This window comes from Paeniglutamicibacter selenitireducens (genome assembly GCF_051550675.1).
In the GTDB taxonomy this organism is placed as follows: domain Bacteria; phylum Actinomycetota; class Actinomycetes; order Actinomycetales; family Micrococcaceae; genus Paeniglutamicibacter.
The window spans coordinates 82,700-109,126 of sequence record NZ_JBPULF010000003.1 but is presented as its reverse complement, the minus strand read 5'-3'; the positions used below and the strand labels follow the sequence as shown (position 1 = coordinate 109,126).

The 26,427-nt window shown below is 63.8% G+C and carries 35 protein-coding genes; 32 read left to right on the top strand and 3 right to left on the bottom strand.

Going from position 1 to position 26,427, the window contains the following annotated elements:
• Nucleotides 1-41: 41 nt before the first annotated feature.
• From ACSYDW_RS07220 to ACSYDW_RS07180, 9 genes are all read left to right on the top strand, one after another.
• Nucleotides 42-287: a thioredoxin domain-containing protein gene (locus tag ACSYDW_RS07220; protein ID WP_438338053.1), complete on the top strand. Its 246-nt coding sequence runs from the start codon at nt 42-44 to the stop codon at nt 285-287.
• Nucleotides 284-475, top strand: coding sequence for a hypothetical protein (locus ACSYDW_RS07215; protein WP_438338052.1), 192 nt, complete (start codon nt 284-286; stop codon nt 473-475). The genes ACSYDW_RS07220 and ACSYDW_RS07215 overlap by 4 nt, the downstream gene beginning before the upstream one ends.
• Nucleotides 472-1,572: a DNA polymerase III subunit beta gene (gene dnaN / locus ACSYDW_RS07210; RefSeq protein WP_438338051.1), complete on the top strand. Its 1,101-nt coding sequence runs from the start codon at nt 472-474 to the stop codon at nt 1,570-1,572. Before ACSYDW_RS07215 ends, dnaN begins: the two co-directional genes overlap by 4 nt.
• 2 nt (nt 1,573-1,574) lie before the next feature.
• Entirely contained in the window at nt 1,575-2,000 is a 426-nt protein-coding gene (locus ACSYDW_RS07205) for a hypothetical protein (RefSeq protein WP_438338050.1), read from the top strand.
• A complete protein-coding gene (locus ACSYDW_RS07200) occupies nt 1,993-2,487 on the top strand; it encodes a hypothetical protein (protein ID WP_438338049.1) in 495 nt (164 codons plus the stop codon). Before ACSYDW_RS07205 ends, ACSYDW_RS07200 begins: the two co-directional genes overlap by 8 nt.
• Before the next feature lie 91 nt (nt 2,488-2,578).
• A complete protein-coding gene (locus ACSYDW_RS07195) occupies nt 2,579-2,842 on the top strand; it encodes a hypothetical protein (RefSeq protein WP_438338048.1) in 264 nt (87 codons plus the stop codon).
• The gene (locus ACSYDW_RS07190) at nt 2,843-3,655 is read left to right on the top strand and encodes a hypothetical protein (protein WP_438338047.1); all 813 of its coding nucleotides are present in this window, start codon (nt 2,843-2,845) and stop codon (nt 3,653-3,655) included.
• A complete protein-coding gene (locus ACSYDW_RS07185; protein WP_438338046.1) occupies nt 3,652-4,119 on the top strand; it encodes a hypothetical protein in 468 nt (155 codons plus the stop codon). The genes ACSYDW_RS07190 and ACSYDW_RS07185 overlap by 4 nt, the downstream gene beginning before the upstream one ends.
• Nucleotides 4,116-4,703, top strand: a complete 588-nt coding sequence (locus tag ACSYDW_RS07180; protein ID WP_438338045.1) for a RusA family crossover junction endodeoxyribonuclease — start codon at nt 4,116-4,118, stop codon at nt 4,701-4,703. Before ACSYDW_RS07185 ends, ACSYDW_RS07180 begins: the two co-directional genes overlap by 4 nt.
• 158 nt (nt 4,704-4,861) lie before the next feature.
• Here the strand turns inward: ACSYDW_RS07180 and ACSYDW_RS07175 are convergent, their stop codons facing one another.
• From ACSYDW_RS07175 to ACSYDW_RS07165, 3 genes are all read right to left on the bottom strand, one after another.
• Complete coding sequence (locus ACSYDW_RS07175) at nt 4,862-5,857, bottom strand: GNAT family N-acetyltransferase (RefSeq protein ID WP_438338044.1); 996 nt, start codon at nt 5,855-5,857, stop codon at nt 4,862-4,864.
• An 8-nt stretch (nt 5,858-5,865) separates the two neighbouring features.
• Nucleotides 5,866-6,141 carry a hypothetical protein gene (locus ACSYDW_RS07170; protein ID WP_438338043.1) on the bottom strand — a complete coding sequence of 92 codons (276 nt, stop codon included), beginning with the start codon at nt 6,139-6,141 and terminating at the stop codon, nt 5,866-5,868.
• 249 nt (nt 6,142-6,390) lie between these two features.
• Complete coding sequence (locus tag ACSYDW_RS07165) at nt 6,391-7,119, bottom strand: hypothetical protein (protein WP_438338042.1); 729 nt, start codon at nt 7,117-7,119, stop codon at nt 6,391-6,393.
• 418 nt (nt 7,120-7,537) lie between these two features.
• On the opposite strand from ACSYDW_RS07165, the gene ACSYDW_RS07160 reads away from it, so the two are divergent.
• The 23 genes from ACSYDW_RS07160 (at nt 7,538) to ACSYDW_RS07050 (ending at nt 26,418) form a co-directional block, all read left to right on the top strand.
• Nucleotides 7,538-8,161 carry a hypothetical protein gene (locus ACSYDW_RS07160; protein WP_438338041.1) on the top strand — a complete coding sequence of 208 codons (624 nt, stop codon included), beginning with the start codon at nt 7,538-7,540 and terminating at the stop codon, nt 8,159-8,161.
• Complete coding sequence (locus ACSYDW_RS07155) at nt 8,154-8,315, top strand: hypothetical protein (RefSeq protein WP_438338040.1); 162 nt, start codon at nt 8,154-8,156, stop codon at nt 8,313-8,315. The genes ACSYDW_RS07160 and ACSYDW_RS07155 overlap by 8 nt, the downstream gene beginning before the upstream one ends.
• A complete protein-coding gene (locus ACSYDW_RS07150) occupies nt 8,312-9,121 on the top strand; it encodes a hypothetical protein (RefSeq protein ID WP_438338039.1) in 810 nt (269 codons plus the stop codon). Before ACSYDW_RS07155 ends, ACSYDW_RS07150 begins: the two co-directional genes overlap by 4 nt.
• A gap of 78 nt (nt 9,122-9,199) precedes the next feature.
• Nucleotides 9,200-9,871: a hypothetical protein gene (locus tag ACSYDW_RS07145; RefSeq protein WP_438338038.1), complete on the top strand. Its 672-nt coding sequence runs from the start codon at nt 9,200-9,202 to the stop codon at nt 9,869-9,871.
• Nucleotides 9,868-10,425, top strand: a complete 558-nt coding sequence (locus tag ACSYDW_RS07140) for a hypothetical protein (protein WP_438338037.1) — start codon at nt 9,868-9,870, stop codon at nt 10,423-10,425. Before ACSYDW_RS07145 ends, ACSYDW_RS07140 begins: the two co-directional genes overlap by 4 nt.
• Nucleotides 10,406-11,860 carry a terminase large subunit domain-containing protein gene (locus tag ACSYDW_RS07135; protein ID WP_438338036.1) on the top strand — a complete coding sequence of 485 codons (1,455 nt, stop codon included), beginning with the start codon at nt 10,406-10,408 and terminating at the stop codon, nt 11,858-11,860. The genes ACSYDW_RS07140 and ACSYDW_RS07135 overlap by 20 nt, the downstream gene beginning before the upstream one ends.
• 40 nt (nt 11,861-11,900) lie before the next feature.
• The gene (locus ACSYDW_RS07130) at nt 11,901-13,271 is read left to right on the top strand and encodes a phage portal protein family protein (protein WP_438338035.1); all 1,371 of its coding nucleotides are present in this window, start codon (nt 11,901-11,903) and stop codon (nt 13,269-13,271) included.
• Nucleotides 13,268-14,659, top strand: coding sequence for an EndoU domain-containing protein (locus ACSYDW_RS07125; protein ID WP_438338034.1), 1,392 nt, complete (start codon nt 13,268-13,270; stop codon nt 14,657-14,659). The genes ACSYDW_RS07130 and ACSYDW_RS07125 overlap by 4 nt, the downstream gene beginning before the upstream one ends.
• Before the next feature lie 28 nt (nt 14,660-14,687).
• Complete coding sequence (locus ACSYDW_RS07120; RefSeq protein ID WP_438338033.1) at nt 14,688-14,981, top strand: hypothetical protein; 294 nt, start codon at nt 14,688-14,690, stop codon at nt 14,979-14,981.
• 61 nt (nt 14,982-15,042) lie between these two features.
• Entirely contained in the window at nt 15,043-16,176 is a 1,134-nt protein-coding gene (locus ACSYDW_RS07115) for a phage protease (protein ID WP_438338032.1), read from the top strand.
• A 10-nt stretch (nt 16,177-16,186) separates the two neighbouring features.
• A complete protein-coding gene (locus ACSYDW_RS07110; RefSeq protein WP_438338031.1) occupies nt 16,187-16,567 on the top strand; it encodes a capsid cement protein in 381 nt (126 codons plus the stop codon).
• Nucleotides 16,568-16,589: 22 nt separating this feature from the next.
• Nucleotides 16,590-17,444 (top strand): phage major capsid protein, encoded by an 855-nt coding sequence (locus ACSYDW_RS07105; RefSeq protein ID WP_438338030.1) that lies wholly within the window; start codon nt 16,590-16,592, stop codon nt 17,442-17,444.
• Between the two features lie 2 nt (nt 17,445-17,446).
• Complete coding sequence (locus ACSYDW_RS07100) at nt 17,447-17,770, top strand: hypothetical protein (RefSeq protein ID WP_438338029.1); 324 nt, start codon at nt 17,447-17,449, stop codon at nt 17,768-17,770.
• A complete protein-coding gene (locus tag ACSYDW_RS07095) occupies nt 17,763-18,260 on the top strand; it encodes a hypothetical protein (protein WP_438338028.1) in 498 nt (165 codons plus the stop codon). The genes ACSYDW_RS07100 and ACSYDW_RS07095 overlap by 8 nt, the downstream gene beginning before the upstream one ends.
• The gene (locus ACSYDW_RS07090) at nt 18,260-18,727 is read left to right on the top strand and encodes a phage virion morphogenesis family protein (RefSeq protein WP_438338027.1); all 468 of its coding nucleotides are present in this window, start codon (nt 18,260-18,262) and stop codon (nt 18,725-18,727) included. The genes ACSYDW_RS07095 and ACSYDW_RS07090 overlap by 1 nt, the downstream gene beginning before the upstream one ends.
• On the top strand, nt 18,727-19,320 hold the full coding sequence (locus ACSYDW_RS07085) for a hypothetical protein (protein WP_438338026.1): 594 nt from the start codon (nt 18,727-18,729) through the stop codon (nt 19,318-19,320). The genes ACSYDW_RS07090 and ACSYDW_RS07085 overlap by 1 nt, the downstream gene beginning before the upstream one ends.
• A gap of 46 nt (nt 19,321-19,366) precedes the next feature.
• Complete coding sequence (locus tag ACSYDW_RS07080) at nt 19,367-19,606, top strand: hypothetical protein (RefSeq protein WP_438338025.1); 240 nt, start codon at nt 19,367-19,369, stop codon at nt 19,604-19,606.
• Entirely contained in the window at nt 19,606-21,051 is a 1,446-nt protein-coding gene (locus ACSYDW_RS07075) for a hypothetical protein (protein ID WP_438338024.1), read from the top strand. Before ACSYDW_RS07080 ends, ACSYDW_RS07075 begins: the two co-directional genes overlap by 1 nt.
• Before the next feature lie 16 nt (nt 21,052-21,067).
• The gene (locus ACSYDW_RS07070; protein WP_438338023.1) at nt 21,068-21,475 is read left to right on the top strand and encodes a hypothetical protein; all 408 of its coding nucleotides are present in this window, start codon (nt 21,068-21,070) and stop codon (nt 21,473-21,475) included.
• A gap of 163 nt (nt 21,476-21,638) precedes the next feature.
• Nucleotides 21,639-22,211 (top strand): hypothetical protein, encoded by a 573-nt coding sequence (locus tag ACSYDW_RS07065; protein WP_438338022.1) that lies wholly within the window; start codon nt 21,639-21,641, stop codon nt 22,209-22,211.
• Between the two features lie 38 nt (nt 22,212-22,249).
• Nucleotides 22,250-22,381 carry a hypothetical protein gene (locus ACSYDW_RS07060; RefSeq protein WP_438338021.1) on the top strand — a complete coding sequence of 44 codons (132 nt, stop codon included), beginning with the start codon at nt 22,250-22,252 and terminating at the stop codon, nt 22,379-22,381.
• Nucleotides 22,382-22,413: 32 nt separating this feature from the next.
• Nucleotides 22,414-25,743 carry a phage tail tape measure protein gene (locus ACSYDW_RS07055; protein WP_438338020.1) on the top strand — a complete coding sequence of 1,110 codons (3,330 nt, stop codon included), beginning with the start codon at nt 22,414-22,416 and terminating at the stop codon, nt 25,741-25,743.
• Nucleotides 25,744-26,418, top strand: coding sequence for a LysM peptidoglycan-binding domain-containing protein (locus tag ACSYDW_RS07050; RefSeq protein ID WP_438338019.1), 675 nt, complete (start codon nt 25,744-25,746; stop codon nt 26,416-26,418).
• Nucleotides 26,419-26,427 lie beyond the last annotated feature (9 nt).

The window sequence follows — 26,427 nt, the reverse complement described above, 5'->3', positions numbered from 1 at the left end:
CCTTGGGGGCGGGGCGCACCCCATTTCTTGAAAGAACCACCATGAACACGATCCACATCATCACCGACGACACCGCCCTGACCCGCAAGACCCTGCGCCTGCTGGACCTGCACGGCCTCGAGTACACCACGCAGCCTGTCACCGACCCGGGCGCGGCGCAGGCCATGGCCGACATGGGCTACCGGCACACACCAGCCGTGCGCATCATCCGCCGCGGCCGCCCGCTCACCTGGAATGGATTCAGGCCCGACCTGATCGCCCGGTTCCTCCTCCGCGGGCGGTCATGAGCCAACCGGCGCGCCTGAAGAGCCCCGTCCGGCAGGTCGTGAACCTGCACCGGGAACTGGAGGCCGCACACCGGCGCATCCGCGACCTCGAGCACCACCTGGGCGCCGCGATAAACCACATTGCCAACGAACACCGGCCGCCAGCGGACCTGCTGGCCGTCACCCGAACCCTTTTGGAGAAGAAATGAAGTTCAGTATCCCTGCCAATACCCTCAACGAGGCGGCCGTTTTCGCGGCGAAGGCCATCAGCAAGAACCCCCTGCAGCCGATCCTGGGCGGCCTGCACATCGAGGCGCAGGCAGACGGTGTGCACCTGACCGGGTCATCGATGGAGCAGACTGCGAAGGCGCACGTGGATGCCGATGTGGATGCCACAGGTGTGGCGGTCCTCCCGGCGGTGATGCTGACCAGTGTGCTGGCGAAGCTCCGCAACCGGATGTGCCTGGTGGAACTCGATGGCACCCTGGTGCGGCTGTCGGCCGGCGCCGCGAACTTCACCCTGCACTGTATGCCCGCTGCCACCTACCCGCAGCTTGCTGTGGCACCCGCGGTCGTCGGATCCGTTGATGGGGAGGCGCTGGCGCATGCGGTGAGCATGGTGGCTGGTGCTGCCAGTCTCGACAGCACTCCGCAGCTGGCCATGCTGACGGGCATCAACGTCGTTTTTGCCGGTGCGGAGGTCACGTTGCTGGCCACCGACCGGTACCGCCTCGCCATGGCCACCCTGCCGTGGGCGCCGGCAGCAGGGCATGACTTCACGGTCCTCGTGAAGGGTTCTTGGTTGCACCCGTTGACGAAGACCATGGTCGGTTCGGTCAAGGTTCAGCACGATGGCAACCAGTTCGGTTTGGATACGGGGCAACGCTCATCTGTGTCGAACATCATCGACGGGGACTACCCGAAGATTCAGTCGTTGTTCCCGAAGCTGTGCCATGCGGAGGCGACCGTGGAGCGGGCGGTGTTTGCGGAGGCCATCGACCGTGTCGCAACCGTTGCCGAACGCAACACCCCCATACGGCTGCGCTTCGAAGACGGGTCGGTGACCTTGGACGCTGGGACCGGTGAAGACTCCCAGGGCGAAGAAACCATCGAATGCGACTACGACGGGGCCCCGGCGACCGTCTCGTTCAACCCCGGCTACCTTGGCTGGTCTGTCAGCACGATGATGACCGAGAACATCATGATCCGGTTCCAGGACAACATGGCCAAACCCGCGCTGATCCTCCCAACAGTTGGTGAGACCAAGCACCTGGTCATGCCGATCCGACTCCCCCAGGCGGCCTAACCATGAGCATCGAAACCCCAGTACTGCCCGGCATCGAATGGCCCGAACCCGTGTTGACCGCGGACACGATCATCAACAACTCTCTCGAGGACGCGCTCAAGGCCGGAGAGTTCTTCGGCGAAGCGGTCCGTGCTGGCATGAAGTTTGAGCCGAAAGACCCCTCTCCCGAAGCACAGGTCGCCCGGTGGCGCCGCAACGCCTACCTCTACAACATGGTCGGCGCCACGGGTACCGCAGCCCTTCTGGTCATGATTCAGGGCCTGGCTCCGGGCCTCGCCGACAAGCTGCTGAACGAGTGGCACGAGCGCATGGAAGCCGGGGACGTGATGGCCGAATTCGTCTGGGAATGGGCCACGGAACGCGGTCTGGATCCCGAGGAAATCAAGGCCGAAGCCGCTACGACGTGGAAGGAAATGCACGGTGGCTAAAGTCGGCGCCAGTGGCGATCAGCTGAGCTTGCTGGACCTGCTTACCGAGGATCCCGAACCGGCGCCGGCCACGACTCTGCCGGCCCCGCGGATTGATCCGCACCCGTGGTGTGAGGCCTGCGGCGAGCACGAGTACATGGCGCACCTGATGCCCAGCGAATCCGCCAGGTTCGGGCACCCGGTGTGCATGGGCATGAACCTGACGCTGAACCACATCAGCTACGCGATGGGGCAGGCGAACACCCACGAGGAGCGCGAGCCGTACCCGTGCTGCCACGACAAGCACGGCATCCACGGGAAGAAGATCAGCAAGCCGACCCGTCAGCACTGGCTCGACCATGCGAACGCGTACATCGCGCGGGCGCAGGTGAAGTGGAAGAACCACCCGATGTCCCTGCTGGCCGAGGTGGGTGAACTCCGGGTCAGGCACGGCATCGCCCCGGACGAAGCACCCGTCATCACCAAAGTGCACCTCATCACCGAATAACCGGCCCTACCCACCCCCATGGTCGGCATCCCACCGGCCCCACATTGGTTTGCCGACCATGGAACATATCTTCACGAAAGGACCACTCGAAGTGTCAGCCAGCACCACCATGTACGAATCGCGGCCAGGGCCAGCCCACAATCGTGCACGCCCCACCTACACCCACCTCGCAGAGCACCTCCAGGAAAACCCAGGCGAATGGTTCGTCGTCCGCACCGCCCCCACCCACAACGCCGCAGCATCAGCCGCCTACCAAATCAAGACCGGCAAACGCGCCGCCTTCCGCCCCGCCGACCACTACGACGCCTACGCCACCGGCACCGAAGTCATCGCCCGCTACACAGGCGGCAACTAGATGCGTATCCGTTCCACGAAACCCGAGTTCTGGAAGTCGCGCCGCATTGCGTCCGTCTCCTGGGACGCCCGCCTCGTCCTCAAGGGCCTCGAATCCTACGTGGATGACAACGGGGTCGGGGTCGACGACATCGAGCTCATCGTCACCGACGTGTTCCCTCGCGACCTATTCGCGAACCCTCGCGAGACTGTCGCGAGGGTGTCCGAAGCCATTTCCGAGCTGTTCCAAGCAGGTTTGGTCCACCGATACGACGGCCCGAACGACAAATTGCTCTACGTGTCCTTCTGGGAGTCAGTGCAGCGCATCGACAAGCCAGGGAAGGGCAGAAACCCGCGTCCTGACGGGACTTTCGAATACAAAGACTCCGAAATTCGCGACACCCTCGCGAGCCCTCCCGAAACCCTCGCGCCTGTAACAGGGGAACAGGGGAACAGAGGAGCAGGGGAACAGAGGAGTGGTCGGCGCCCGCCCGCACGAGCGCCACGCGACACCGGAACCACCGGCACCAAACTCCCCACCAACTGGAAAACCGGACCAGAACACACCGCCTGGGCCCTCGAACACGCACCCAACGTCGACATGAACCTCTCCACCCAGAAATTCAAATCCCACTACCGGTCAGTCGCCGGCCCCGCCCAATTCAAAACCGACTGGGACGAAGCCTGGCGCGGATGGATCCTCGGCGACCACGCCAAAGCAGCCCCCACCGGATCACGCCAAGTCGACCGCATGCGCGCAGGCTTCAACGCCATGGGCGGCTACGACAACAACAACCAGCCCGACCCCTGGACCCCCAAGGAAATCACCCCATGACCCCCGAAGAACTCCGCGCCTGCATCGTCTACGCCAACGGCATCGACCCACGCATCCAAATGACAGCACCCAACGCCCAACTCTGGGGCCGCGTCGTCGGAGACAAAACCGCCCTCGAAGTCACCGTCGCCACCCAGGTCTACTACGAACGCCCCCGCCTCAACGGCCGAGAACACCCACCCATCGACCCCGCCACCATCAAGCGCATCATCTTCGACGAAGACAACCGCGCCCAAGCCATGGCCAACGCCCAAACCGCGATCCCATTCAAACGCCCCACCGGCACCTGGCGCGACCGCAACCCCGGGCTCTGGGACCAGCTCTACGCCAAAGGCCGCGACGAACACCGTGCAGACCTCCAACGCCGCGGCATCCCCCTGCAACCCCACCAACAACCCCCAGCGGTATTCACCATCCCCAAACCCGCAGGAGCCGATCTAAGCGCCCAGCAGGACGCAGCATGAGCAAGGACCCACAAACACTCTTCGAACTCGCAGAAACCGGCAAAGAACCCGTGCTGGGGGCAACCAAGCGCGGAGACTGGTTCCACAATGCCATGCAGTCCATCGCCCAAGGGCAAACACAAGACCCCCAAACCCGCACCATCCACATCCACGGAACCCCCGCCCCACAAGGATCCAAGAAAGCCTTCGCCATCAAGAAAGGCGGCGCCTACACCGGCCGCACCACCATGGTCGAGTCATCGAGCAAGGTGAAGCCGTGGCGGGCCGAAGTCGTCAAAGCCGCCACCGACGGCGAGAAGATCCAGGGCCCGGTGTCGGTGGCCGTCACGTTCTACCTGGCACGCCCCAAAAGCCACTACGGCACCGGCCGCAACGCGGGCACGCTAAAGCCCGCCGCACCAGGCCTGCCCGGGGTGAAACCGGATGTGGACAAGCTGGTTCGGTCAACCCTGGACGGGTTGACGACGGCGGGCGTATATGAGGACGACGCCAGAGTGACGGATCTGGTGGTGGCGAAGCGGTACGCGGACGGGCGGGGCCCGGGGGCGCTGGTGCGGGTTAGCGCTGCTTGTAGGCCTTCGTGATGCGGCGCTTGGCTGCGGCGATGGCGTCTTCGCGGATCATGCGCCCCAGTGGCATGCCGGCGATGTCGGCTGCGGTGGCCGGAGGCGTGCTTCGTCTTCGCTGAGGCTTACCGGGGTGATTTTGGTGCGCGGGTTTTCGGCGGTTGCCTGATCGCGGTTTATTCGCCAAGGACATACGACGCATCAGGGAAGCAATTTTCGCTTAGACCCCATACCCGCCATTGGCCGTCGCTATCCTTGACTAAGGTGATGACCTTGAAATTCTCCAATTCCGCACTTGCAAAAGCCCGCGCGGCATGGCCAGGGTCAGGAATCAACTTGGCATATGCAATCACGTCTGGCCGAACTGGGCTTGGGACAATATTCTGCATCAGAGCCCACCCATCCAGGTGCTGTTTCAGATCCTGCAAGTCACCCCAAACTGTCGGATCATACGAAGTCTGGGCGAACACGCCCTGCAGTGAATCGATATCCGAAACAGCACACCACCAAAGATAGGCAACCCCCAGCGGAGTCTCCAAGGTCGGCTCTCCATTCGGAAAGAACGCGCTGAAGGCATCGTCTGCATCCGCGATTTCTATCGGCAGAGGAAGCTCCGATGATTTCGTTTGTGTGTCATGGCTTCGCTCGGCACGGATCGCCCACTCGCTGCACGATTGGAGTCCCTCAGCCGGACCTACTTCGTGCCATCCCATGCTCGTCAGCATGCCTCGGCATGCTTCATTCCGCTCATGGACTACCGCAGAAATCAAGAGATTCGAACACCCACGGGTTCTTGTCAGCAACCCAGCCTGGCGTTGAAACTGTTCAAGAGTCGCACGCCCTAACCCGGAGCCCTGATCGGCCCTGGCCGCCCCAATCAGGCCCAACATAATATGGAGAGTGTCCCCGACCTGAGAAATCTGCTCAAAATAGTAGAGGCCACGGATGTATGCGTTTCGATCAGCGAGTGAAATGTGCAGGAATTTCGGTGCGATGTATGAAGGACGCAGATTTCGAATCAGGCCCTGAACACGCGATGCCCACGATCCGACATCATCTGAACCTGACTTCAAGATCTTCTTCATCCGCCTTAGCGGAAGCTCAGCACATTCGAAACCTTGGAGCAGCGCACGGTGGTGAAACTGGGCTTCATCCCAGACGAGGTCGATCAAGGTTGGCCTTAGAAAGTGAAGGAAGCGGGCAACGACCGAACAGCGTTCACGTGTTCAGGCCGGCTGACGGTTTTTCGAACATCCTCGAGATAGCATTCCAGCTCATCGTTGTGAGCATCTTCAGCTACAGCTTCAGCTACAACGCGTGCAACGCTATCGACGATGCCGGAACGGGGAGCAACAAATCCAATAGACCAGGAACCATCAGTAGGAACCGCTTCCGATTCCCCTCCACCAGCTGCACTCGCGGGAACAGGCTTGGCTGCATGACTAAACGTCTTCATCACCTTGCTCCTTACGAATAGATCCGAATCCCACACTGGGTACGCCAACACTGGCCAAGCTACTTGACCATGTCTCGATAGTAGAACATATGCAACATCAGAGCCATTCAAAGTAGCTCTCGATTGAGTCACAACCGGACGAACTCCGACCTATCGTCAGCACTCCTTCCAGCGAAGAATCACCTGCTGCACATCTACTGATACGACAACATACGACACCTCCAGTCGGATTTCGTGAAGAGCTGGAAGCTAGGCATCCTCCCCTGCCGGCAACCCCAGCATTTCCTTGACTGGGGCTGCCGCGATGGCTTTGATCAAGTCGTAGGAACCGGACTCGGCAGTTGAATGCGCAAAACGAAACGCGAGATTGAACAGTCTGCGCTTGATGTCAGGATTTGGTTCCGCCCATACCGCGCGCAGCAGAATGGCAGTCATCTCATCCAGGGCCCGATGCAAAGTGCGGGGGCTTGCATCACGGTCCGGGTCCAGCAAGATACCCAGCTGCTCAATCACGCCAGCCAGTCGAGTTCGAATTCTCTCCGGCAGATCGAAGCAGTCCAGCGAAGCGGTACGCGCCTCTTCGAGAAGTTCCAGAACAACGGTGCGGTCGCGTTCGGGCAGCTCGTTAGCCTGCGGGACTTGCATCTCGATGACATCGCCCAATGTCTGCAAGTGGTGGATGTCGTCCATGGATATGGCCGTGTTGTTATAGGACTGCCAAGCGTTCTCCGGCATGACCGCATATCGCCAGATCCGAACCATAAGCGCGTCGTATCGTTTGCGAGGCTTTCCCTTGCTTTCCAACACATCCAAGGCATAGTCAAGATCAGCGATGAGGTCGACTACCTTCTGGTATCCGGACCAATAATCGAGCGTCGAGCCTCCATTGCCTTCTTCTCCACGGGCATTGTAGATGCTGCCTGTAGGGTTGGCCGCCCATTCTTGGAAGATATCGGCGAGAGCGATAGCAGCGTTCAAGGCACGTCCTTATTCTCAGAAATTGGTAACTACATATTATCAACTTGCCTATTGCCTATACCCAGCGCTACTAAGTGTCCCGACTCCCACGTGGGGCCAGGCTTTAGTCACCCTCGGGGTATCGCGAATACGAAAGAGGCGGGCACCCTGGCGGGTTCATCCCCGCCAAGCAAGGCAACTCCACAGTCCATCCGGTCAATCCCATGGAGACCATCCCTCCGACACCCCCGTACGCTATCGGCCCGGACCGAAGGCCGGTGTTGGCCAGGTGCCCACCATCCGCGAAGGAACCATCCTGCGCTTGGTCGGCGGGAACCTCGCCCAATCGTCACCGGCGCCGACCCCGTCGAGTTTGTAAACATCAGGCCCGTTGAGCGGGAAGCGGAAGCGGCATGAACCAACTCATAGGATTAAACCCATGACTACAATCAGCTGCGATACCATCCCGGATCAGGCGAACTTCTTAACCTGCAACATTACCGAGGCCGCGACATGGTTCCCCCCAGAAATTGCAAGCGCTCTAATCGGGCTCCTCGGTGTCGCAGTCGGTACCATTTCCACGATTGTCTATCAAGGAATCCTAGCGGCCAAGCAACAACGATCCGAGCAACAGAAGCGATTGTCGAGTGCCCTAACGAAGAGCTTTAGCGTGCGGAATCTAATGAAGCACATCTGGATGGTCCGCGATCTGCCGCCCGAGGAGCAGCCCCAGTGGGAAGTTATTTCCGGGCAGTTGAACGACGTAAATGCGGATTTCGCGGCATTCCAAGAAATCATGCATGAAATTCAACTTCTTGATGACGACAAAACAGTCGAGATGGCAGAAGATCTATTCGACAGCTGCGTGGTCGCAAGAAACTACTTCCTCGAAGCCCACAAGAATGGAATCGAGGGGGACGAGAGGGAAACCGAATGGAACCGGCGCTTGGCGCAAATTGAGCCAAACCGAGTCCAGCTAAGGAAACACGCTCGCGCTAGCGTCAAGTCCGGAAGACTTGGGATTCGCGCCAACGCATCAGCAGAAGGAAATGCCAATGTCTAGCCTGTACGCGACTACGACGACGGACCTGCACCGGCTGCTGGCACTGGGCCTGACGGTGGATCAGCTGGCTCACCGAATGGGCCGCAGCGTGGATGCGGTTGAACGCATGTTGGCCTCCGAGCGCGGCGCCACGCAGGACAGGTTGGCCGCATGATCCTCACCGAAACGCTCGAATGCACAGTACCGTCACCAAACGCGGTGAAAGACGCGGTCATCTACTGCGTAACGAATCCAACGAATGGTCCTGACATTTCGGGCTCTGTAGCAGATTGGGCGATGGTGCTGATCACCATTTTGCTCGCTGCACTTGCGACTTTGGCATGGCATGAAGCCAAAAAGTCGGCCGACGCCATGGAAAAACAACTGCACCAAATGAAAACTGACTCGGAAGCCGTAGCGGAGCGTGCCCAACAAGATTTTGTCGCAGCCGAGGAGCGATCTAACGATGCCATCGCGGCGGCTGCAGAGCTGGAGTCCCAACGTGAAGTTGATTCTTCCTTGTTTGGGTATCTCAGCGCACACATTGATCTGTTTGCCGCATCCGCAGATCCGCTAAAGTCACTGCCAGAAGCGCAAGCGAATCTGAGGAAAGCCAACCTTCGGTTCATCATGGTCTATGCGTTTCCGGGGAGATCAGGGGAGATCATAAACTTTGATGACCTCATGATGCTCCTTGCAGAAGCGCGACGCGAACAACTAAGGATTTATCCAGATGGTTATGAGGCTAGAGAGCTGAGTTTCGCCTTAGACCACGGGTTCAACGTCGTAAACAATGGTCTACGCGATCTGTACCAGGGAAAGCTTGGGGCACTCGAATTCCGCGAAAGACTCCCCGATACATTCGCGTATCTTGCAAATCAGTACGGGGAACATTTGCCAGAGGCGTACATGAAAAAGGCGAAGGAACGCGGTTGGCTCGAGACGCCTGATTTGAGTAACGCTTGGTCGACGAAGGATTAGCGTTTCTGACTCTCGATGGTGTGGTTGCCCCTGTTAAACTTGGGGTGACCGCACCATTTTGTTTTTGAGGGGAACTGAATGTCACGGATTGTCTGCCCAGCTTGTGCCCGTCGAACCGCCGAGATCATCACCCGGGACTGCCCGGTGTGTGCCGGCGACGGGGTGTTGCACTTGCATCCGGCGGCGGTCGGTTTGTACACGGTGGAGGTCGTGGCGGAGGCTGTCAGGATCGCGTTGGAGGCGGTGGCCCGGGTCATCGACGACGGCACGCTGCTCTCAGCCCCGCAGGCTGACTTGTTGGCGGATCGGGTGGCGGATTTGGTGACGGGCCGGCTGATCTACTTCCCCGAACCGGCGAGCGCCGCGGCAGAACCCGTGTTGGCGCCGGTTGTGCCGATCCGCCGGCCACGCCGCGGCAAACTCGCTCCGGCCCCCGATCAGCCGCTGCTCACCGAATGGCTCACCCCGCTCGAGCTCGCCACCGTGCACGGCGCCACTCCCCTGGATGACACCCTCATTCACGCCGAACCCATCGCGTACGGGCCGGAAGACCGGCCGCTCATGCGTGGTCTGCCGGTCCTCTCCGCCAACGGCCACCCATCCTCGTTGGCTCGGATCACGGATCCCGTCGACCAGCTCGTCTCCACACGCACAACCGTCACCTCCACCAAAACCAGGACCCGGCAAGCCACTGTATTGGTGACCGCCCTCCCCAAGGCGGTGAAACGAAGGAGACGAAACGCAGCATGAGCGCCAACAACGGCACCCAAGGATCAGCGAAGGTGCTTGCCGCTCAGCAGCGCGACATCGACGCCCTCAAGGCACGCACTGAGAACCCGGACCTCACCTGGCAGCGGATCGCCAACCAATTCGGGTATGCCTCAAGGGGAGCCGCCTGCAAAGCCGTCCTCGACCTGCACCGCCGCAACCAGCAGACCGCATCCGACGAATTCCGGGCCAAATGGGACGCCGAATTCGATGTAGCACTTGATGAAGTCAAGAACATCCTGGGTGGCACCTACGACGCGGAAAGCGACCTGGAAGACATGCTCTTCGTTGCCGAAACCGATGCTGACGCGGGCCGCGCGATCGAAGCCGTCTACGGACGCCTGCGCACCGACTACAAGCTCCGCCTCGAAGCAGTCACCGCACTCGCACGCATCAACGAACGAGTCTCCAAGATGCACGGCTACGACGCACCGGCCAAGGTCGAAGCCTCCGGCACCGCCGGCTTCAACGTCGTCATCCCGTCCGCGCTGCTACCCGAAGGTGCGAGCCTACCCGATGACATCACCAGCAGTTAGCACCTGGCAGTACCCCTACGTCCCCACCGAGCGGCAATCCGAAGCCCACAAGTCCGGCGCCGAAGAAACCCTGTTCGGTGGGGCCGCCGGCGGCGGCAAATCAGAGTTCCTCCTCGGCGCCCTCGTCACCATGTGCCTGCTGGTACCCGGGGTGCAGGTGATCGCATTCCGACGCTCCTTCCCCGACCTGAAGCGTTCCCTCATCCAGAAGCTGATGCCCCGGCTGCCCAAGCACATCGCGAAATACAACTCGCAGGACCACGCCTGGACATTCGCCAACGGGGCCCGCCTCGAAATGGCGTACCTGAAACACGAGAACGACATCTACAACTACCAGGGCGCCGAATACGCCCTGATCGCGTTCGACGAACTCACCCAGTTCAACGAAGCCCAATACAAGTACCTTCTGTCCCGTGCCCGTGCCGGCGGCGAAGTCCTCGAACGCATGCAAAAACTTGGGTTGAAGCCCACCGTGATCGCCACCGCCAACCCGGGCGGCATCGGGCACCTCTGGGTCAAAGCCCGCTTCATTGACCCAGCCCCCGTCAATACCCTGTTCACGGTTCCACCCACGGAGGATGAACCGGATCCGTTGACCCGCCGGTTCCTGCCGTCCCTGATGACCGACAACCCGCACCTGGACCAAGATCAGTACCGGCGCCAGCTGCAGGCCATGGACCCGATCCTTCGGAAAGCGTTGCTCGAGGGCAACTGGGACATCCTGGAAGGTGTCCGGTTCACCGCCTGGAACAAGGCTGTGCACGTCATCAAACCCGAGTTGCTGCCCATCTCCCATGTTGGCCACCCGCGCGCCGTCGGCGTCGACTACGGCTCCACATCGCCCTTCGCCGCGCTGTGGGGTGCGAAGCTCGCCGACGACCTCATCGTGGTGTACCGCGAGCTGTACAGAAAGAACCTCACCCCGCTGCAGCAGGCTGAACTGATCCGGGACTCGGAACTCCCGGACGAACGCCGCCCCGAGCGCCCCATCCCCATCGCCCTGGACTCCGCCTGCTGGGCCAAGGACCCCACGCAGCTGGTCTTTGGCACGCTGGCCAAGGACATTCCGCCGCCCGGGTCGATCGCCTCCTACTACCGGGACGTGTTCGGCGCCCAGGTCGTGAAGTCGAAGAAAGACCGCATCGGCGGGTGGGCACTCATCGACCACCATCTGGCCGTACGAGGCGACAAGCTGCCACGCCTGCTGGTGCACGACACCTGCGTGAACCTCATCCGGACCCTACCGGCCATGCCGCGGGCCAAGAGGAACCCCGAGGACATCGACACGAACCACCCCGAAGACCATCTGCCCGATGCCCTGCGCTACCTGATCCAGGAACTCACCGGCAAGACGGCCCCGTCGAAGCCGGACCCGCGGGAGCTGTACAAGCGGCCGGAGACCATCACCGGGTCGCTGGTGGGCGCAGGGTTCTAAGCTCCCACCGTGGCGCGGGGCGGGGCGGCATGGTGGTGCCATGGCAGACCAGATCAAAGAACTCGGCAACCCCGGCGGCATCGCCGCCAATTCCGAAGGGAAGGGGGCGAAGGCGTATGTGGTGGAACCCCTCGAGCTCAACCCCGACCTCGCCTTCCCCAACAGCATCCCGGTGTTCGATGAGATGCGGCGCACCAACGGTCAAGTAGGCTCCACGCTGCGCGCCATGACCATGCCCATCATCAGCGCCCGCTGGGACCTCCTCACCGACGGCATCCGCCCGGAGGTTGCCGAGATGGTCCGCGCCGAAGTCGGCCTCACCAAGGTCGGTGAAGCGACCGCCCGGCGCCGCCGGCAAGGGATCGTGTTCAAGAAGCACCTGAAGGAAGCGCTGCTGTGCCTACCGTTTGGGTTCATGCCGTTCGAGCAGGTCTACGAGCCGGGCCCGCCGATGCCGGGGCAGGAAAACAGTGGCCTGTCCACCGTGCTGCATTTGCGCAAGCTCGCCCCCAGGCTCCCCCGGACCATCACCAACATCCATGTGGGCCGCGACGGTGGCCTCGCCGGCGTCTCGCAAGCACCGCTCGAAGGCGACAAGGACATCTTCATCCCCGTCACGCAGCTGGTCATGTACGTGCTCGACCAGGAGGGTGCCGACTGGTCCGGCACCAGCATCCTGCGCACCGCCTACAAGCACCACATGATCAACAACAAGCTCCACGTCCTTGGCCCGCAGATCGTGGAACGCAACGGCATGGGCGTCCCGGTCCTCAAGGGCGCGGCCAGCCTCCCGGATGATGAGAAAACACGGATCCTCTCCGGGCTGCGCGCCGGCGCGCTCTCCCACGCGTTCATCCCGGCCGACAGCGACCTGGATCTGAAGGGCGTCACCGGCTCGCTGGTGGACCCGTTGCCGTGGATCCAGCACCACGACCAGATGACCTCCAAGAGCATGCTGGCGATGTTCCTGGACCTCGGCCACGACGCCGGAGCCCGGTCCCTGGGGGAAACGTTCCTGCAGGTCTTCAACGACTCCCTGCAGGCGGTGGCCGACATGGTTGCGGAGACGTTCACCGAGCACGTTATCCGCGACCTGGTCGAGCTGAACTACGGGCCGGAGGAACCGTACCCGACGCTCACCCCGGGTGATTTGTCGGCGAACAAGGCGATCACCTCCACCGCGCTGAAGGAGCTCATCGATGCCGGTGTGATCCAACCGGATGCCCCGTTGGAGGCGCAGCAGCGCGCGCAGCGTGGCCTGCCGGAACTGGACCCGGCCACGGTCCGGGCTGCGCCGGCCAAGACACCCACGGCGGCCGCCCCCGCTGCGTCGCTATCCGCCCCGGGCGCGGCCATGGAGCGCGCCAGCGAACTCGTCGCCCGGCTCGCCGCTCTGCAGGAGCCGGCATGAGCGCGCCAGCCATCCTCGCTGAACTCGAGCAGCTGGTGGTCCTCTCCGAGCTCGAACACACCGTCATCTTGGCGGAGGCGGCAACCGGGGAGAACGCAGCGGACGCACACCGGCCCCTCACCGCGCGGGAGCAGCGCGCACGGGTGATGTTCGGGGACATTGCCCGGATGCAGGAGAAAGCCGAGGAGCAGATCGGCGAATACCTGGCCACCCTGAACACGATCATCACCAGCACCATCGTCGGCATCTTGTTCAGCGGGGACACCACCGCGCCAGCCGCCGCCCTCAAGACCTTGGAGGAGATCACCGCGACCCAGCCGCCGGCCATCCGGGGCGCCGTCGACCATGCCGCCACGAAGATCGCCGCGGTCCTCGCCGGGGTGTACAAGCGTGCCGGGGAACTGCTGCGCGGCGAAGCGACCCGGCAGGGCAAGAACCTCACCGGGCATCCCCTGGTCACCAAACCGGCGGCCGCGTTCAACACCGCGGCCAGGGCCGTCGCCATGGCACCCCACACGCGCATGCTCGACCGTCTCCAGAGGGGCCTCGGCGACCCGCGCACCCAAGCCCAAACGACCCTCGACCGGGCACTGGTGGGCCGCATCATGGGCGATGACGAACCCATCCCGAAGGGCGCCTACGACCAGGGGCGGCAAGCCACCCACGGTGCATCGAACGCCGGCCGATTCGACAACGCCGAACCCCTCGAACCCGTAAACGCCTGGGCCAGCGAGATCCTCGACAAGCGCACCTGCAAGGCCTGCTCGCACATCGACGGGAAAGACTACGACACCATGGAGGAAGCCCGAGCCGACTACCCCGACTTCGGCGGCCACGTGAACTGCGAAGGCGGCGCCCGCTGCCGCGGCACCCTCGTCATGGAATTCGTGGAGCCACCCACCACGACAAAACCCACACCAACGCCGCCCAAGCCACAACCCACACCACCCCCGGCACCACCCCCGGCACCACCCCCGACCCCCGCGCCGGTGCCGGTGCCTCGCGCACTGCCGCGCGCAAAACTCCCCGCGCCCACCAAGGACCTCGACGACCAGCGCATACGGCACATCCTCGACGGCGAACCCATCGAAGCCGACGGCCGTATCCGCGGCGGACACCGCCCCGGCACCGGACGGCCCGGCAAGACAGAGTTCCCGGCCACATGGAACGACCAGAAAATCATCGACTCCATCCAAGAGGTCATCAACGCCCCGGACGAGGTAAAAATCATCGGGTCCCGGGAAAAGCTCGTCGGCATGATCCTGGGCGTGGAAATCCATGTCCTGGTCAACACCAAGAAGAACCACCGCGAAGTATCCAGCGCCTACCCGGTCCGCGGCGAAGGGGTGATTCTGAATGTCAACGGCAAGCAAATACCCAAGCCATAACCCGGTACCCTCCGGTAGAATGAGGACCATGGATCCATCAAAGGAATTGGCTGAGCGGCTTCGTGTCGTGCTCAGCGCGCAATCCCAGGATCCGGACGCCCTTGAGTTCCTGGACGACCTCTACGGTGGCGGCGAATACCTCGATGCCGTAGCGGCTGGTCTTGAATCAGCTGTCCTGTTCGGAGTCGTGGTTCCGGTGGGCCTGCTCGAGGAACTCGACAAGGTCTGCGGCGCTGCGGCGGCAACGCGGCCGGCCGCGGGAATCGACGACATCCCGCTGAACATCCACCTCTTGCGCGCACGGCTGGCCAGCGCCGCCTAACCGTCGTTCACTGCGAACCCGCCTCCCACGTTCGGGAGGCGGGTTTTTGCATGCTCGGGGCATGACTCTAGCCCTAACCACGATCAAGAACGTTGAACTGTGCAAGGTCGGCCGCCATTTTTCGGCGCTCGGCCCCGTCGACATCACCCTCTCCGACCTCACCGGGGCCATTGCCGCACAGGCAGACCCGGAGGTGGATGCCGGTGCCATCAAGCTGGGCCACACCGGCGGGCTCGCCCTGGGCGACAGCGCCCCGGCAATCGGGTGGGTGGAGAACCTGCGCCTCTCAGCCGACAAATCCACGCTCATCGGCGACCTGGCGAACGTTCCCTACAAGCTCGCTTCGATCATCCCGACCGCGTACCGGCGCCGCTCCGTGGAGATGAAACGGAACTACACCACCCCTTCCGGAAAGACCTACCCCGCGGCCCTGACCGGGCTTGCGCTGCTGGGGGCCGCGGCGCCAGCGGTGAAGGGCCTCGCCGACATCCTGGAGGTGTTCGCCTCTGCCGCCGACCGATCCCCCGACCTGGTGGTGGAACTCTCCGGGGAAATAACCGATCCGGCCACCGTCCCACCGCAGGGCCCGGGTGCACCGGAGTCTGGTGGTGTACAGCCCACCGGGCAGGAACAGAACCACCAACCGAAGGAAAGTGACTCAATGCTTGAGAAGCTCCGCAAGAAGCTCGGTCTGCCCGACACGGCAACCGACGCAGAAGTAGAAGCCGCCTGGGACCAGGCCGAAGCCGACGCCGCAGCAGCAGCCGACGGCAAGGGCCCGGACGGGGACAAGCCAGCAGGCCCGGCGGCCGCCGGAACCGGCACCCCGGCAGCACCCGCCGCACAGGCCCCGGCCAGCACCGAGCAGATCGCCGCATCCGCCGACGGCTCCACCATCACCCTGTCCGCCGAAGCCTTCAACGAGCTCAACGGCAAGGTCGCGACCCTCGAGCAGGGCATCGTGAAGGACCGCCACGACGGCATCATCCTCTCCGCCATGCAGGCCGGCCAGATCGTCCCGGCCAACGAGCAGATCTACCGCGAACTGCTCAAGTCCAACGAAACCGTGGCGCTCTCCGCCATCGCCGCCCTGCCGAAATCCGCCAACACCTTCGAACTCGGCGCGGACCACGCGGAGAACGCGGACCAGGGCCCCGAATTCACCGACGAACAGTTCGCCGCCGCAGGCATCTAAGGAGACCCTCATGGCATACCAGAAGAACCCCATTTTCGAGTACTTCACCAACTCCGAGAAGCGCGTCACCGGCACCGCCACCGCGGCCCTCGTCGGCAAGACGTTCATCGGCATCGCCGTTGGCGGCACCGACCAGAACCCCAACCTCAAGACCGCCACCGCAGGTTCCCGCCCCTTCGGCGTCGCGGGCTGGGACGTGGCCCTCGGCGAGAAGGTGACGATCTTCAAGAAGGGCATCGTCTCCGTGACCGCCGGTGCGGCGCTCTCCGCAGGCGACGAAGTCGAAGTCGGCGCGAACGGCAAGGCCATCAAGCTCGCCGCCGGCAAGGCTGTCGGCCAGGTCCTCGCCGACGCTGCCAGCGGTGCCGACGCTGCCGTAGACCTCTACTAACCCCTGATCTAGGAGAACCCTGATGACTATCAGCAACCCCGGAGACCTGATCCTCACGGTCAAGTCCCTCTTGAAAGCGCCAACCCAGATCGGCAAGCGCATCATCCGCCCCGAGGACAAGTTCCTCTCCGAGTACCTGTTCCGTGGCCCGATCAAGGTCCAGGGCGGCGCCTACACGTTCAGCGAAGCCGAAGAATCCGAGGACCTGCCGGCCCGCGGTGGCATCGAGCAGATCGAACCAGGCGGCGACTACCCCATGGTCGACGTCGCCGACGGTGAAGAGCAGGCAGGCCGCACCTCCAAGTTCGGTGCCGGCTACCGAGTCACCTACGAGGCGCGCGACGACAACAACATGAACCCGATCGCACGCGGCAACCTCAAGGTCCGCAACGCCATGCTGCTCTCCGACGCCGGCCGCTCCCTGGCCGCACTGGAAAAGAAGGTCATCGCCACCCCGGCCACCGCCGGCGGCTGGGGTACCGCAGGGAACTGGGAGAAGGACATCCTGACCGCCGTATCCACGGCGCCGACCGGCTACGACCCGGACACCATCGTCATTTCCAAGGCCACCGCCCTCAAGATTCGGTTGCTGAAGGAAATCAAGGACTACGCACCCCGCGAGAACAAGGCCCTGAACCCGCTGTTCAACCAGGCGCTGGAGGGCCTGCTGGACCTGCACTGGATCATCAACAACCGTGCCGGCGCGAAGGCTTACCTGCTGCAGGTCAACACCGCCGGATTCGTTGCCGAGTCCGACCCGTTCGGTGTGACCGTGGTGGATCGCCCGGAGAACGACGAGTTCATCGTGAAGGCCAAGCGCCGCTCCGCCCCGGAGGTCGACGAGCCGGGCGCCGTGACCATCATTGCGGGGGTCTAACCATGGCCGAGGAAACCAAGGATCCGCAGACCCCGGACGAGCAGGCACCGCTGGATGAGACGGCGCGGCTGGCCGCGATTGCTGCCCTGACCGGCGGCGCCTCCCCCACGGCACCCGAGGCACCGGCCCCGACCGTGAATGTGAAGCGCACCGGCAGCGAGGTCGACTTCGGTGGCCGCACCACCGTCGTGGTGCTCGCCCGGCACGTGAACACCACGGTGAAGGGCCAGAACGTCGTGGCCCGCCGCGGCGACATCGTGACGGCGCCGGCCGAATGGGTCACCCGGGCCACGGCCCTTGGCGCTGTCGCCAAGGTCGATGCCTGACCAGATCGTCCCTGTGACGTGGGGGGCCAGTGTTGAGGAAGTCCTCGCGCTGGCCCCCCACGTTCTTCTTGCCACCCCGCCAGCCGGAGGTAGCGGAACATGGGTCGATTCTCAGGCGGGCAAGACCACCACGGCGCAGGTGGAGCGGTGGATCCAGGATGTGGCGGCCATGGTCGACCTGCGGCTGCGGAAACGCTCCAAGCTGACCGACCCGGATCTGGTGGGGCGGGTGGAGCGTGGCGCCAAGAGCCTCACCGTTGTGGGGGCCGCGGCAACCATGGTCTCCGCGGTATATCCGACGAAGGCAGGCGTCAACAGCCAGTCGTCCTACTCCGCGGAGCTGTGGGCGAGGTTCAACAGTGAAATCGACGCGCTCACCGAGGCACTCGACGAGTGGATCCTCGAGGAGGGCACCGGTGGAGGGCCCGGCAAGGGCAGCATCGGCGGCACCTTCCCGGCTCCGGCGTTCCCGGACGGGATGACCTGGTAATGCTCGGCCTACGCTTCGCGGGTGATGGGTTCAACCCGTTCATCAACGTGCTGACCCGATTCGAAGACCATGTACAGGATGCCGAACCGGTGTTCGAGGCCATGGCAGACCATGTTGCGACCATGAACCAGCGGCAGTTCGACGCCCAAGGCTCCTACTACGGCGGGGCATGGTCGCCGCTCTCCCCCAAGTACGCGGCATGGAAGGCGGCGAAGCGGCCCGGGCGGCCCATCCTCGTCTTCGACGGGCTCCTGCGCGAGTCGCTCACGCAGCGCCCGTTCGGGGTGGACGAAATCACCAGCAAATCCATGACCGTCGGCACCGGGATCGACTATGCCAGGTACCACCAGGACGGCACCGACACCATGCCCGCCCGCGAACTGCTGGGCCGGCCAACACGTGAGGATACCAAGATGTGGGCCAAGATGATGCACGAATTCATTGTGAAGGGTGAGGTGAGCGTCTGATGCTCGGCCACGAAGGCGTCACCGAAGCCCTCTACCACTCCGTCACCACATGGCTGCCAGTGGTGACCGCGCAGGCCCGCCTCGAGCTCGGGCTCGACGAGAACGGGTTGCAGATCCCGGCGCCGGAAGACATGCACCCGGTCATGGAGGACGCCATCCAACTCGGCCGGTTCCCGGCACTCATGATCGATGAGATGGAAACCGGGCCCCGCTCCACCACCCGGCAGGCCGGCGGCAGCGGCGACCTCGACACCTACCTGATCCGCTACCGGTTCCGGATCTACCTGTGGGCCACCGGCGACGGCTACCGGTCCACCGGCGTGGCGATCAAGCGGCTGACCACGGTCACCCGGACCACCCTGCTGGTGAACAAGATCCTCTTCGACGACGGCAAGGAATCGGCGGTCCTCGACCCGAAGTCATTCAAGGAGTCGTTCTCCGAGGTCGCCCGGGGCGAAGCCACCAAGTACCTGGCGGGTTCATACATCGAATTCGAGGTGATGGCCACCGAGAAGCTGCGGGCCACCGTCACCGACACCGGGCTCACCGCGCGCCTCGGCCTGCATGTCGGGTTGCTGCATGACACCGCTTAGCGTGCCCCTCCCACCACCGCCCCGGGCACAACCGCAAGGTGTGGGTATGAGCGAAGACGTACGCATCCACAACCCCCTGGGCCAGCCCGTCATCTACACGGGCCGCGGCCACCAGCTCGACGGGTACACCGGCACCATGGCGGACTCCGACGAGCCGATCACCGCGCGCCTGATCGAACAGGGCCGCATCGTGGTGGTCGCCAAACCCACACCGCCACCCGTCATCACCCGGCCCACCCGTCCCAAGACCACGACGCCCGCTGAGGGCAAGGAGGAAACCAACTGATGTCCAACATCGGCGTAGAAGTCAGCACCAGCATCCGGTCCGGCCCCACCCAGGCCGCCCCCATCTCCGGACGCTTCCACATCCCGGCGATCACCGAGACCGGGCCGGCCGACAAGCCGGTCATGATCCGCTCCATGGCCGAATTCCAGGCAACCTTTGGGGTGCGCACCCCGTACGCGTCCAACGCCTACGACACCGCACGCCTGTTCTTCGAGGAAGGCGGCGCAGAACTCATCGTCTCCCGCGTCGTCGGCCCGGCCGCTGCCGCCGACTTCGTGGTCCTCAAGGACACGAGTGCCGCGGACACCCTGCGCGTCGAGGCAATCTACCCGGGGTCCCTGGCATCCCCTCTCTCCGTCGTGGTCACCGCGGCTGGTGGTGCGACCGTGACCCTGTCGCAGGGCGGCCAGGTCGTTGGTGTCTTCACCGGTGCGACCCCGGCCGACATTGCGGCCTCGGCAGCCCGAAACCGCTTTGTGCGGATCCTCGACCTCGGATCCCAGACCGCGGCCCCGGGCAACCGCCCCATTGCCGTGGCGTCCACCCCGCTCACCGGCGGGAAGGACGACCGGGAGAATGTGGGTGCCACCCAGATCATCGCTGCCCTCGATGCTGCGGGTGAGATCGGTGAGGGTGGGGCCGTGGCCGCGCCGGGGTACCCGGCCAGCATCATCGGTGAGCAGCTCATTGCCCACGCCGAGAAGTTCGGCAAGGAAGCCCTGCTGGCCGAAGACCCCACCGCCACCGAAGCCGAAGTTCTCGCAGCCGCCGAAGCCCTGGTTAGCCCGGAAGGCGCCTACGGTGGCGTCTTCTACCCGCACATGGACATCCCGGACGGCACCGGGGTGCGCACCATCAGCCCCGAAGGCTACCTTGCGGCGGTGCGGGCTCGGGCCCACGCCCTGGTCGGGTACTGGCGCAAACCGATCGGTGACATCGCGATCACCCGGTGGGCGATCGGCACGAACAAGCCCGTCAATAAGGAAATCAACGACCGCCTCAGCGCGGGACAGGTCAACGGCATCATCACCGCCAACGGCAAGACCCGCCTCTACAACTGGGTGTCGCTGGCCACCGACCGCCCCAACCTCGGCTCCCTGCGTGACCGTGGCATCCTCAACAACCTGGCACGCGAAATCAAGCAGGAGCTCGAACCGTTCGTCGGTCAGGACATTGACGGGCGCGGCCGCATGACCGGGCAGATCGAATCCGAGGTCATCGGCATCGTCTCCCGCCTGGCCGACGCCGACGCGCTCCATGCCCGCGTCGATGAGTCGGGCGAAGAAGTCGACCCCGGCTACAAGGTCATCGTGGACCAGACCATCAACGCGACCGCCAACCTGGCCGACAACACCCTCAACGTCCAGGTGCTCGTGCGACTCTCCCCGACCGCCGACCTGATCCTGGTCGAAATCATCAAGGTGCCCCTCGAGGGCATCCTCTAAGGAAGGAACCTGAACCATGGCATACATGGCGAAGTCCCAGTGGCTTGTCACCATCTCCGGCATCCACGACACGTGGGACACGCAGACCGGCGGCAACGGGTCCGGGACCCCGATCAAGCACCGGCGCGGCGGGCAGCAGCGGCAGACCATCATCGGCACGCCCCCGGAATTCGAGGACATCACCTGCACGCGTCTCTTCGGCGACGGGTACCTGGAACTGATGGCGAAGCTGAACAAGCAGATCAACATCAGCCGGCACACGATCACCAAGCAGGCCCTGGATGCGAACGGTGTCCGCAAGGGCAAGCCGATCACCTACAAGAACTGCCTGCTGACCGGCGTCGCGTACTCGGATGTGGACTCGAACGCGACAAGCGAAGTCGCGTTGATGACCCTCACGTTCGCGACCGAAGGCCCCGCCTAGTCTTCTGGGTGGCCGGGTTTTCGACTCCTTTGCCGGCCACCCAGAAACCCCTGGTGCACCCACTGGGTGCATCCCACCGCGACGCCCTCACAGCCCCCACTGTGAGGGTGTCGCACCTTTTGGTGGGGCACCCAATTTTTGACGGCAAAAGGAGCCACCAATCATGAGCGAGACCATCGGATACATCGAGCACGGCGACACCGCGGAGGCCGCCGAAGCGGAGACCCGCGCCTTCCGCGCCCAGGAAACCCGCCCGCGCGCCGCTGCCAAGGCCGCGAAGCCGAGCCTGCTCGACGAGCTCCGGGAGGATTCCGCCGACGAGATCAGCAAGGTGGAAGCCTTCGAAGTCACCGGCCGCAAGGGCATGTGGTCGGCCGAATTCAACTGCATCATCTCCGAACCGGAAATCAAGCGGTACGACGACAAGGCAATGGGCAACAAGAAGGACCCCAAGAAGAAGTCCCAGCGGACCCTGGCCGCCTACGTCCTGTCGGAGAAGTGCGTCGGCCTGTACAAGGGCACCGGCCCCGACCGCGTCCTCGTGGAGGACTCCGACGGAGACCCGCTGACCTTCCAGTCCGACGAATTTCGGGAAGCCCAGGGACATCCGAACGACGGGTTCGCCGCGATCCTGCACTTCCTCGGCGACGCGCAGGCCATCACGATGTCCTCCGCCGTCCTGCGCGAAGGTGGCTGGTCCGCGGACCTGACGCCGCTGGACCCTACCAACGGCTAACTGACTGGCTGATCGGCAACGGGAAGTTCCGCCGGGTCGTGAACACCGCCCACTGGTTGGGCATTGACCCCGGCATCATGTTGGCCGAAACGGACCCCGACATGAACGCGGCCCGGCATGCGGCCGCAGAAATCCTGTACCGGCAACGTCAGGAAGCCACCAACAAGTAACCCTCAGGAAGGGGCTGGCAGTGCAAGAAAGCGTGGTTCTCACCGCAGAACTCAAGGACGAACTGTCAGCCCCCTTGGAGGGCGTCCGCAAGGACCTCGACGGCACCACCCGGACGGTGGAGCGAGCGAACAAGGCGCAGGCATCCTCCACCCAGGAGGCCGCCAGCATCATGGAGAAAGCGCTGGGCCGGGCCACCGGCGCACACACAGACATGGCCAAGGCTGTGGAGCGGGCCACCGGCAAGCACAAGGACGCCATGCACGCCCAGGAACTCGCCACCGGGCGGGTGAACACCGCGCAGCAGCGCCTGGACGAGCTCCGCTCACGCTCCAACGTGCGGGCATCGACGATGACGGCCGCCGAGAACCGTTTGCACGACGCCCAGTTCAAGCAGGCGAAGGCCCTGGATGCGGCCACGGAAGCCACCCGCAACCTCGAGGAGGCCCGTGCCAGCCTCGCCGATGCCCCGGTTGGCCCGCTGGCCCCACAGGTCGACAGGTCGGCCGCTGTGGGCACCCTGGCGCCCGCCGTGGCTGTGGCGGGTGGCGCGGTCACGGCCGGGTTCGGGGCCATGCTCAACACCTATGCCGACTTCGACAAGTCCATGTCCGCGGTGCAGGCCGCCACCCACGAAACCACGCAGAACATGCGCCTGCTCCGGGAGGAAGCAATCCGGGTCGGCGCCGACACCTCATTCTCGGCAGCCGAAGCTGCACAGGGCATCGAAGAACTCTCCAAGGCCGGCGTAGACACCCAGGCGATCCTCGGCGGCGGGCTCTCCGGTGCCCTCGACCTCGCCGCAGCCGGAAACCTCGGCGTGGGCGAGGCCGCGGAAATCGCGGCGACCGCCATGACCCAGTTCAAGCTCGAAGGAAAGCAGATCCCGCACCTGGCCGACCTGCTCGCCGCGGGCGCCGGCAAGGCACAGGGCTCGGTCACGGATCTTGGTGAGGCGTTGAAGCAGTCCGGTCTCGTGGCATCGGCCACCGGGTTGAGCGTTGAGGAAACCACCGGCACCCTGGCCGCGTTCGCCTCGGCAGGTCTGCTCGGCTCCGACGCCGGCACCAGCCTGAAAACCATGCTGCAGCGCCTGCAGGCCCCCTCGAAGGAGTCCGCGGGCCTCATGGAGGACCTCGGCATCAACATGTACAACACCAGCGGCGAATTCGCCGGCATGACGACCCTGGCCGGGCAGCTTACCAAGGGGCTGGGCGATAAGACCCAGGCGGAGCGGGATGCTGCCATGGCCACCATTTTCGGGTCCGATGCCGTGCGTGCCGCCAACGTCCTCTACGCCCAGGGCGCGGACGGGATCGCTGACTGGACCGAAAAGGTCAACGACGCAGGGTACGCAGCCGACACCGCGGCACTCCTGCAGAACAACCTGGCTGGAGACTTGGAGAAGCTCGGCGGGTCCTTCGACACCGTGTTCCTGCAGTCCGGATCCGGCGCCAATGACGTCCTGCGGTTACTGGTGCAGAGCCTCGAGAAACTGGTTGACGGGATCGGGCAACTGCCCGCCCCGTTCCTTGCCGCCATAGGTGTCATCACCGGGCTCACCGGGGGCACCCTCCTCATGCTCGGTGCCGTTGGGATGATGGCCCCCAAGGTCAAGGAAGGCGTCGGTGCCCTGCGTGACCTGACCGGCACCGGCACCCGCGCAGGCAAGGCCGTGCGCGGCATTGGTGGCGCCGCACGCTACGCTGGAGCCGCGTTGGCTGCTCTGGCCATCGTTGGACCCACGGTCGCTTCATGGGTGTCTTCCGGCAACAAGGCAGACCCTGTGCAAATGGCCGATTCCCTTTTCCAACTGGGCGCCGGCGGCAAGGCCGCAAAGACCGGGCTGGCTGGGATTGACCAGATGTTCACCGGAAAGGGTAACTGGTTCGACGGACTCGACGTCCAGGGCCTCGAGGGGGCTTTCAAGGTCGTAGGAAACCCGTCCGTTTCTGACAACATCGACAACACCCTCTCATCGATCCTGTCCTTCGGCACCCGAGGATCCTCGAACATCGAATTCGCGAAGAAGAACTTCGCCGAACTCGATCTCCAGCTGGCCCAGATGGCTACCGGCGGCGCTTCGGAGCAGGCTGCAGCAGCCTACGAGCAGTTGTCTGCCAAAGCCCGCGAGGCTGGAGTACCTGCGGAGAAGCTCGCCGAAATCTTCCCGGGCTACGCCCGGGCACTCGGTGACGCTGCTGTGGCTTCGGAGACAGCCGCCGGCGGCAGTGAAGTCCTCAACGAGGCCTTGGAAGCGACCGGGGTGACGACCTCCGGCCTCGTTGAGGACATGGAGAAGTTCCTCGAGCTGCTCTTCGCCACTGGTGTGCTGGAAATGGATGCCCGAGACGCGGCCTTCGCCTACCAAGAATCCCTGCGCGGCGTAAAGGACGTCATCGATCAGGTCAACAAGGCCAACTCCGATGCCGACCCGGACAACAACCTGGGCCGCATGCTGAACAAAAACAAGACCGACTTCGAACTGACCACCCAGGCCGGGTCCATGGCCAACGCCGCTTTCCAGAATATAGCCCGCGGTGGCATGTCGGAGGTCGAGGCACTCGCCAAGCAGGGACTCGGGCAGGACGTCCTGCAGGACAAGCTCAGCCGCACGTATGACGACCTGATATTGAATGCCAACCAATTCGGGATCATGGGGACCGCAGCGGACGACCTAGCGAGGAAGGTTCTTGGTATCCCGGAGGACGTGAAGGTCGATTCATGGATGTCTGATCGGGCAAAGGAGATGGCGGAACAGACTCAAACCTCTCTTAATGGGATCGACAAGGACGTATCCATTGATGTCACGGCTCGAACCGGAGCATTCTGGTCTGCCATTGGCGGCATCACCGGAAATCCGATTCTTGGGACGGTCGGGGTTGCCGTTGATGCCGCTGGCGCGCCCCGCAATTCCGGCGGAGGAGTGTACATGGCTGGTGGCGGGGTCGTTCCCGGGTATGCACCGGGCGTCGACGAAATCCCAGCAATCCTGTCCCGTGGTGAGTCGGTGCTGGTGCCGGAGCTGACCCAGGCGATCGGGCCCGGCAACATCATGGCGTTGAACCACGCCTACAGTGGTGGCCGCCCGGCGGGTGCCGGGCCGGCACGTTCCGCCCTGACCCAGGTACTCGGCATGGCCACGACGCGCACCGCCACCCGCGGGGACATGGCGGCATCAACCACCACGCTCACCCCCGCCCCGACCCGGGGCAGCCGGATCTACACCTTCGCCCCACAGATCACCGTCGAAGGCGGTGGCACCAGCGGGCAGGCAATCGCCGACGACCTCGAACCACGCATGCGCGCAATGTTCGAAGCGTTCGTCGCCGAACTCGAAAAAGACATGGAAGGGGCCTACTAGATGGTCACGGTCATCACCCGGGCAGGATCCACCAAAGGCATCATGTCGGTGTCCGGGACCAACGGAAAACGCATCAGCATGCACTCCACACCCCCGGAATTCGACTTCGAGCACGTCCCCAAGTTCGGTTCCATCGACCGCGACGGGAAGCAGGAAATCACCCGCATGGTCGCCCCCGGCATCCGCGAACTCTCCTTCACCCACATGATCGCCCACACCGACTACCGGTACTCCATCGAACCAACGATCATCGCCCTGCAGAAGCTGGTCCGCTCCGGCTCCAAGGTGCGGTTCAGCGGCGGCTCCCCCTTCTTCATGGGCGCCGTCTGGTTCCACGTGACTGGCTTCAAGATCAGTGCCCAGCAGCTCTCCGGGTCGAACCGCATCAGCCGTGCCACGGTCACCTGGACGATCAAGCAGGCCGTCGATACGCCCGCGTTGGTGTCCAGGAAGAAGACGTCGAAGTCCGGGTCGAAGAAGTCGGCCAAGAAAACCACGAAGAAGTCCGTCGCGCGCACCCACAAGATCAAGTCCGGGGACAGGCTCTGGAACCTCGCAGCGAAGTACTTGGGCAACGGGGCGAGGTGGCCAGAAATTGTGAAGGCGAACAAGCGGACCATCCCGAACCCCAACCGACTCAAGGTCGGCACCACGATCAAGATCCCGAAGAAGTAGTGTGCACCG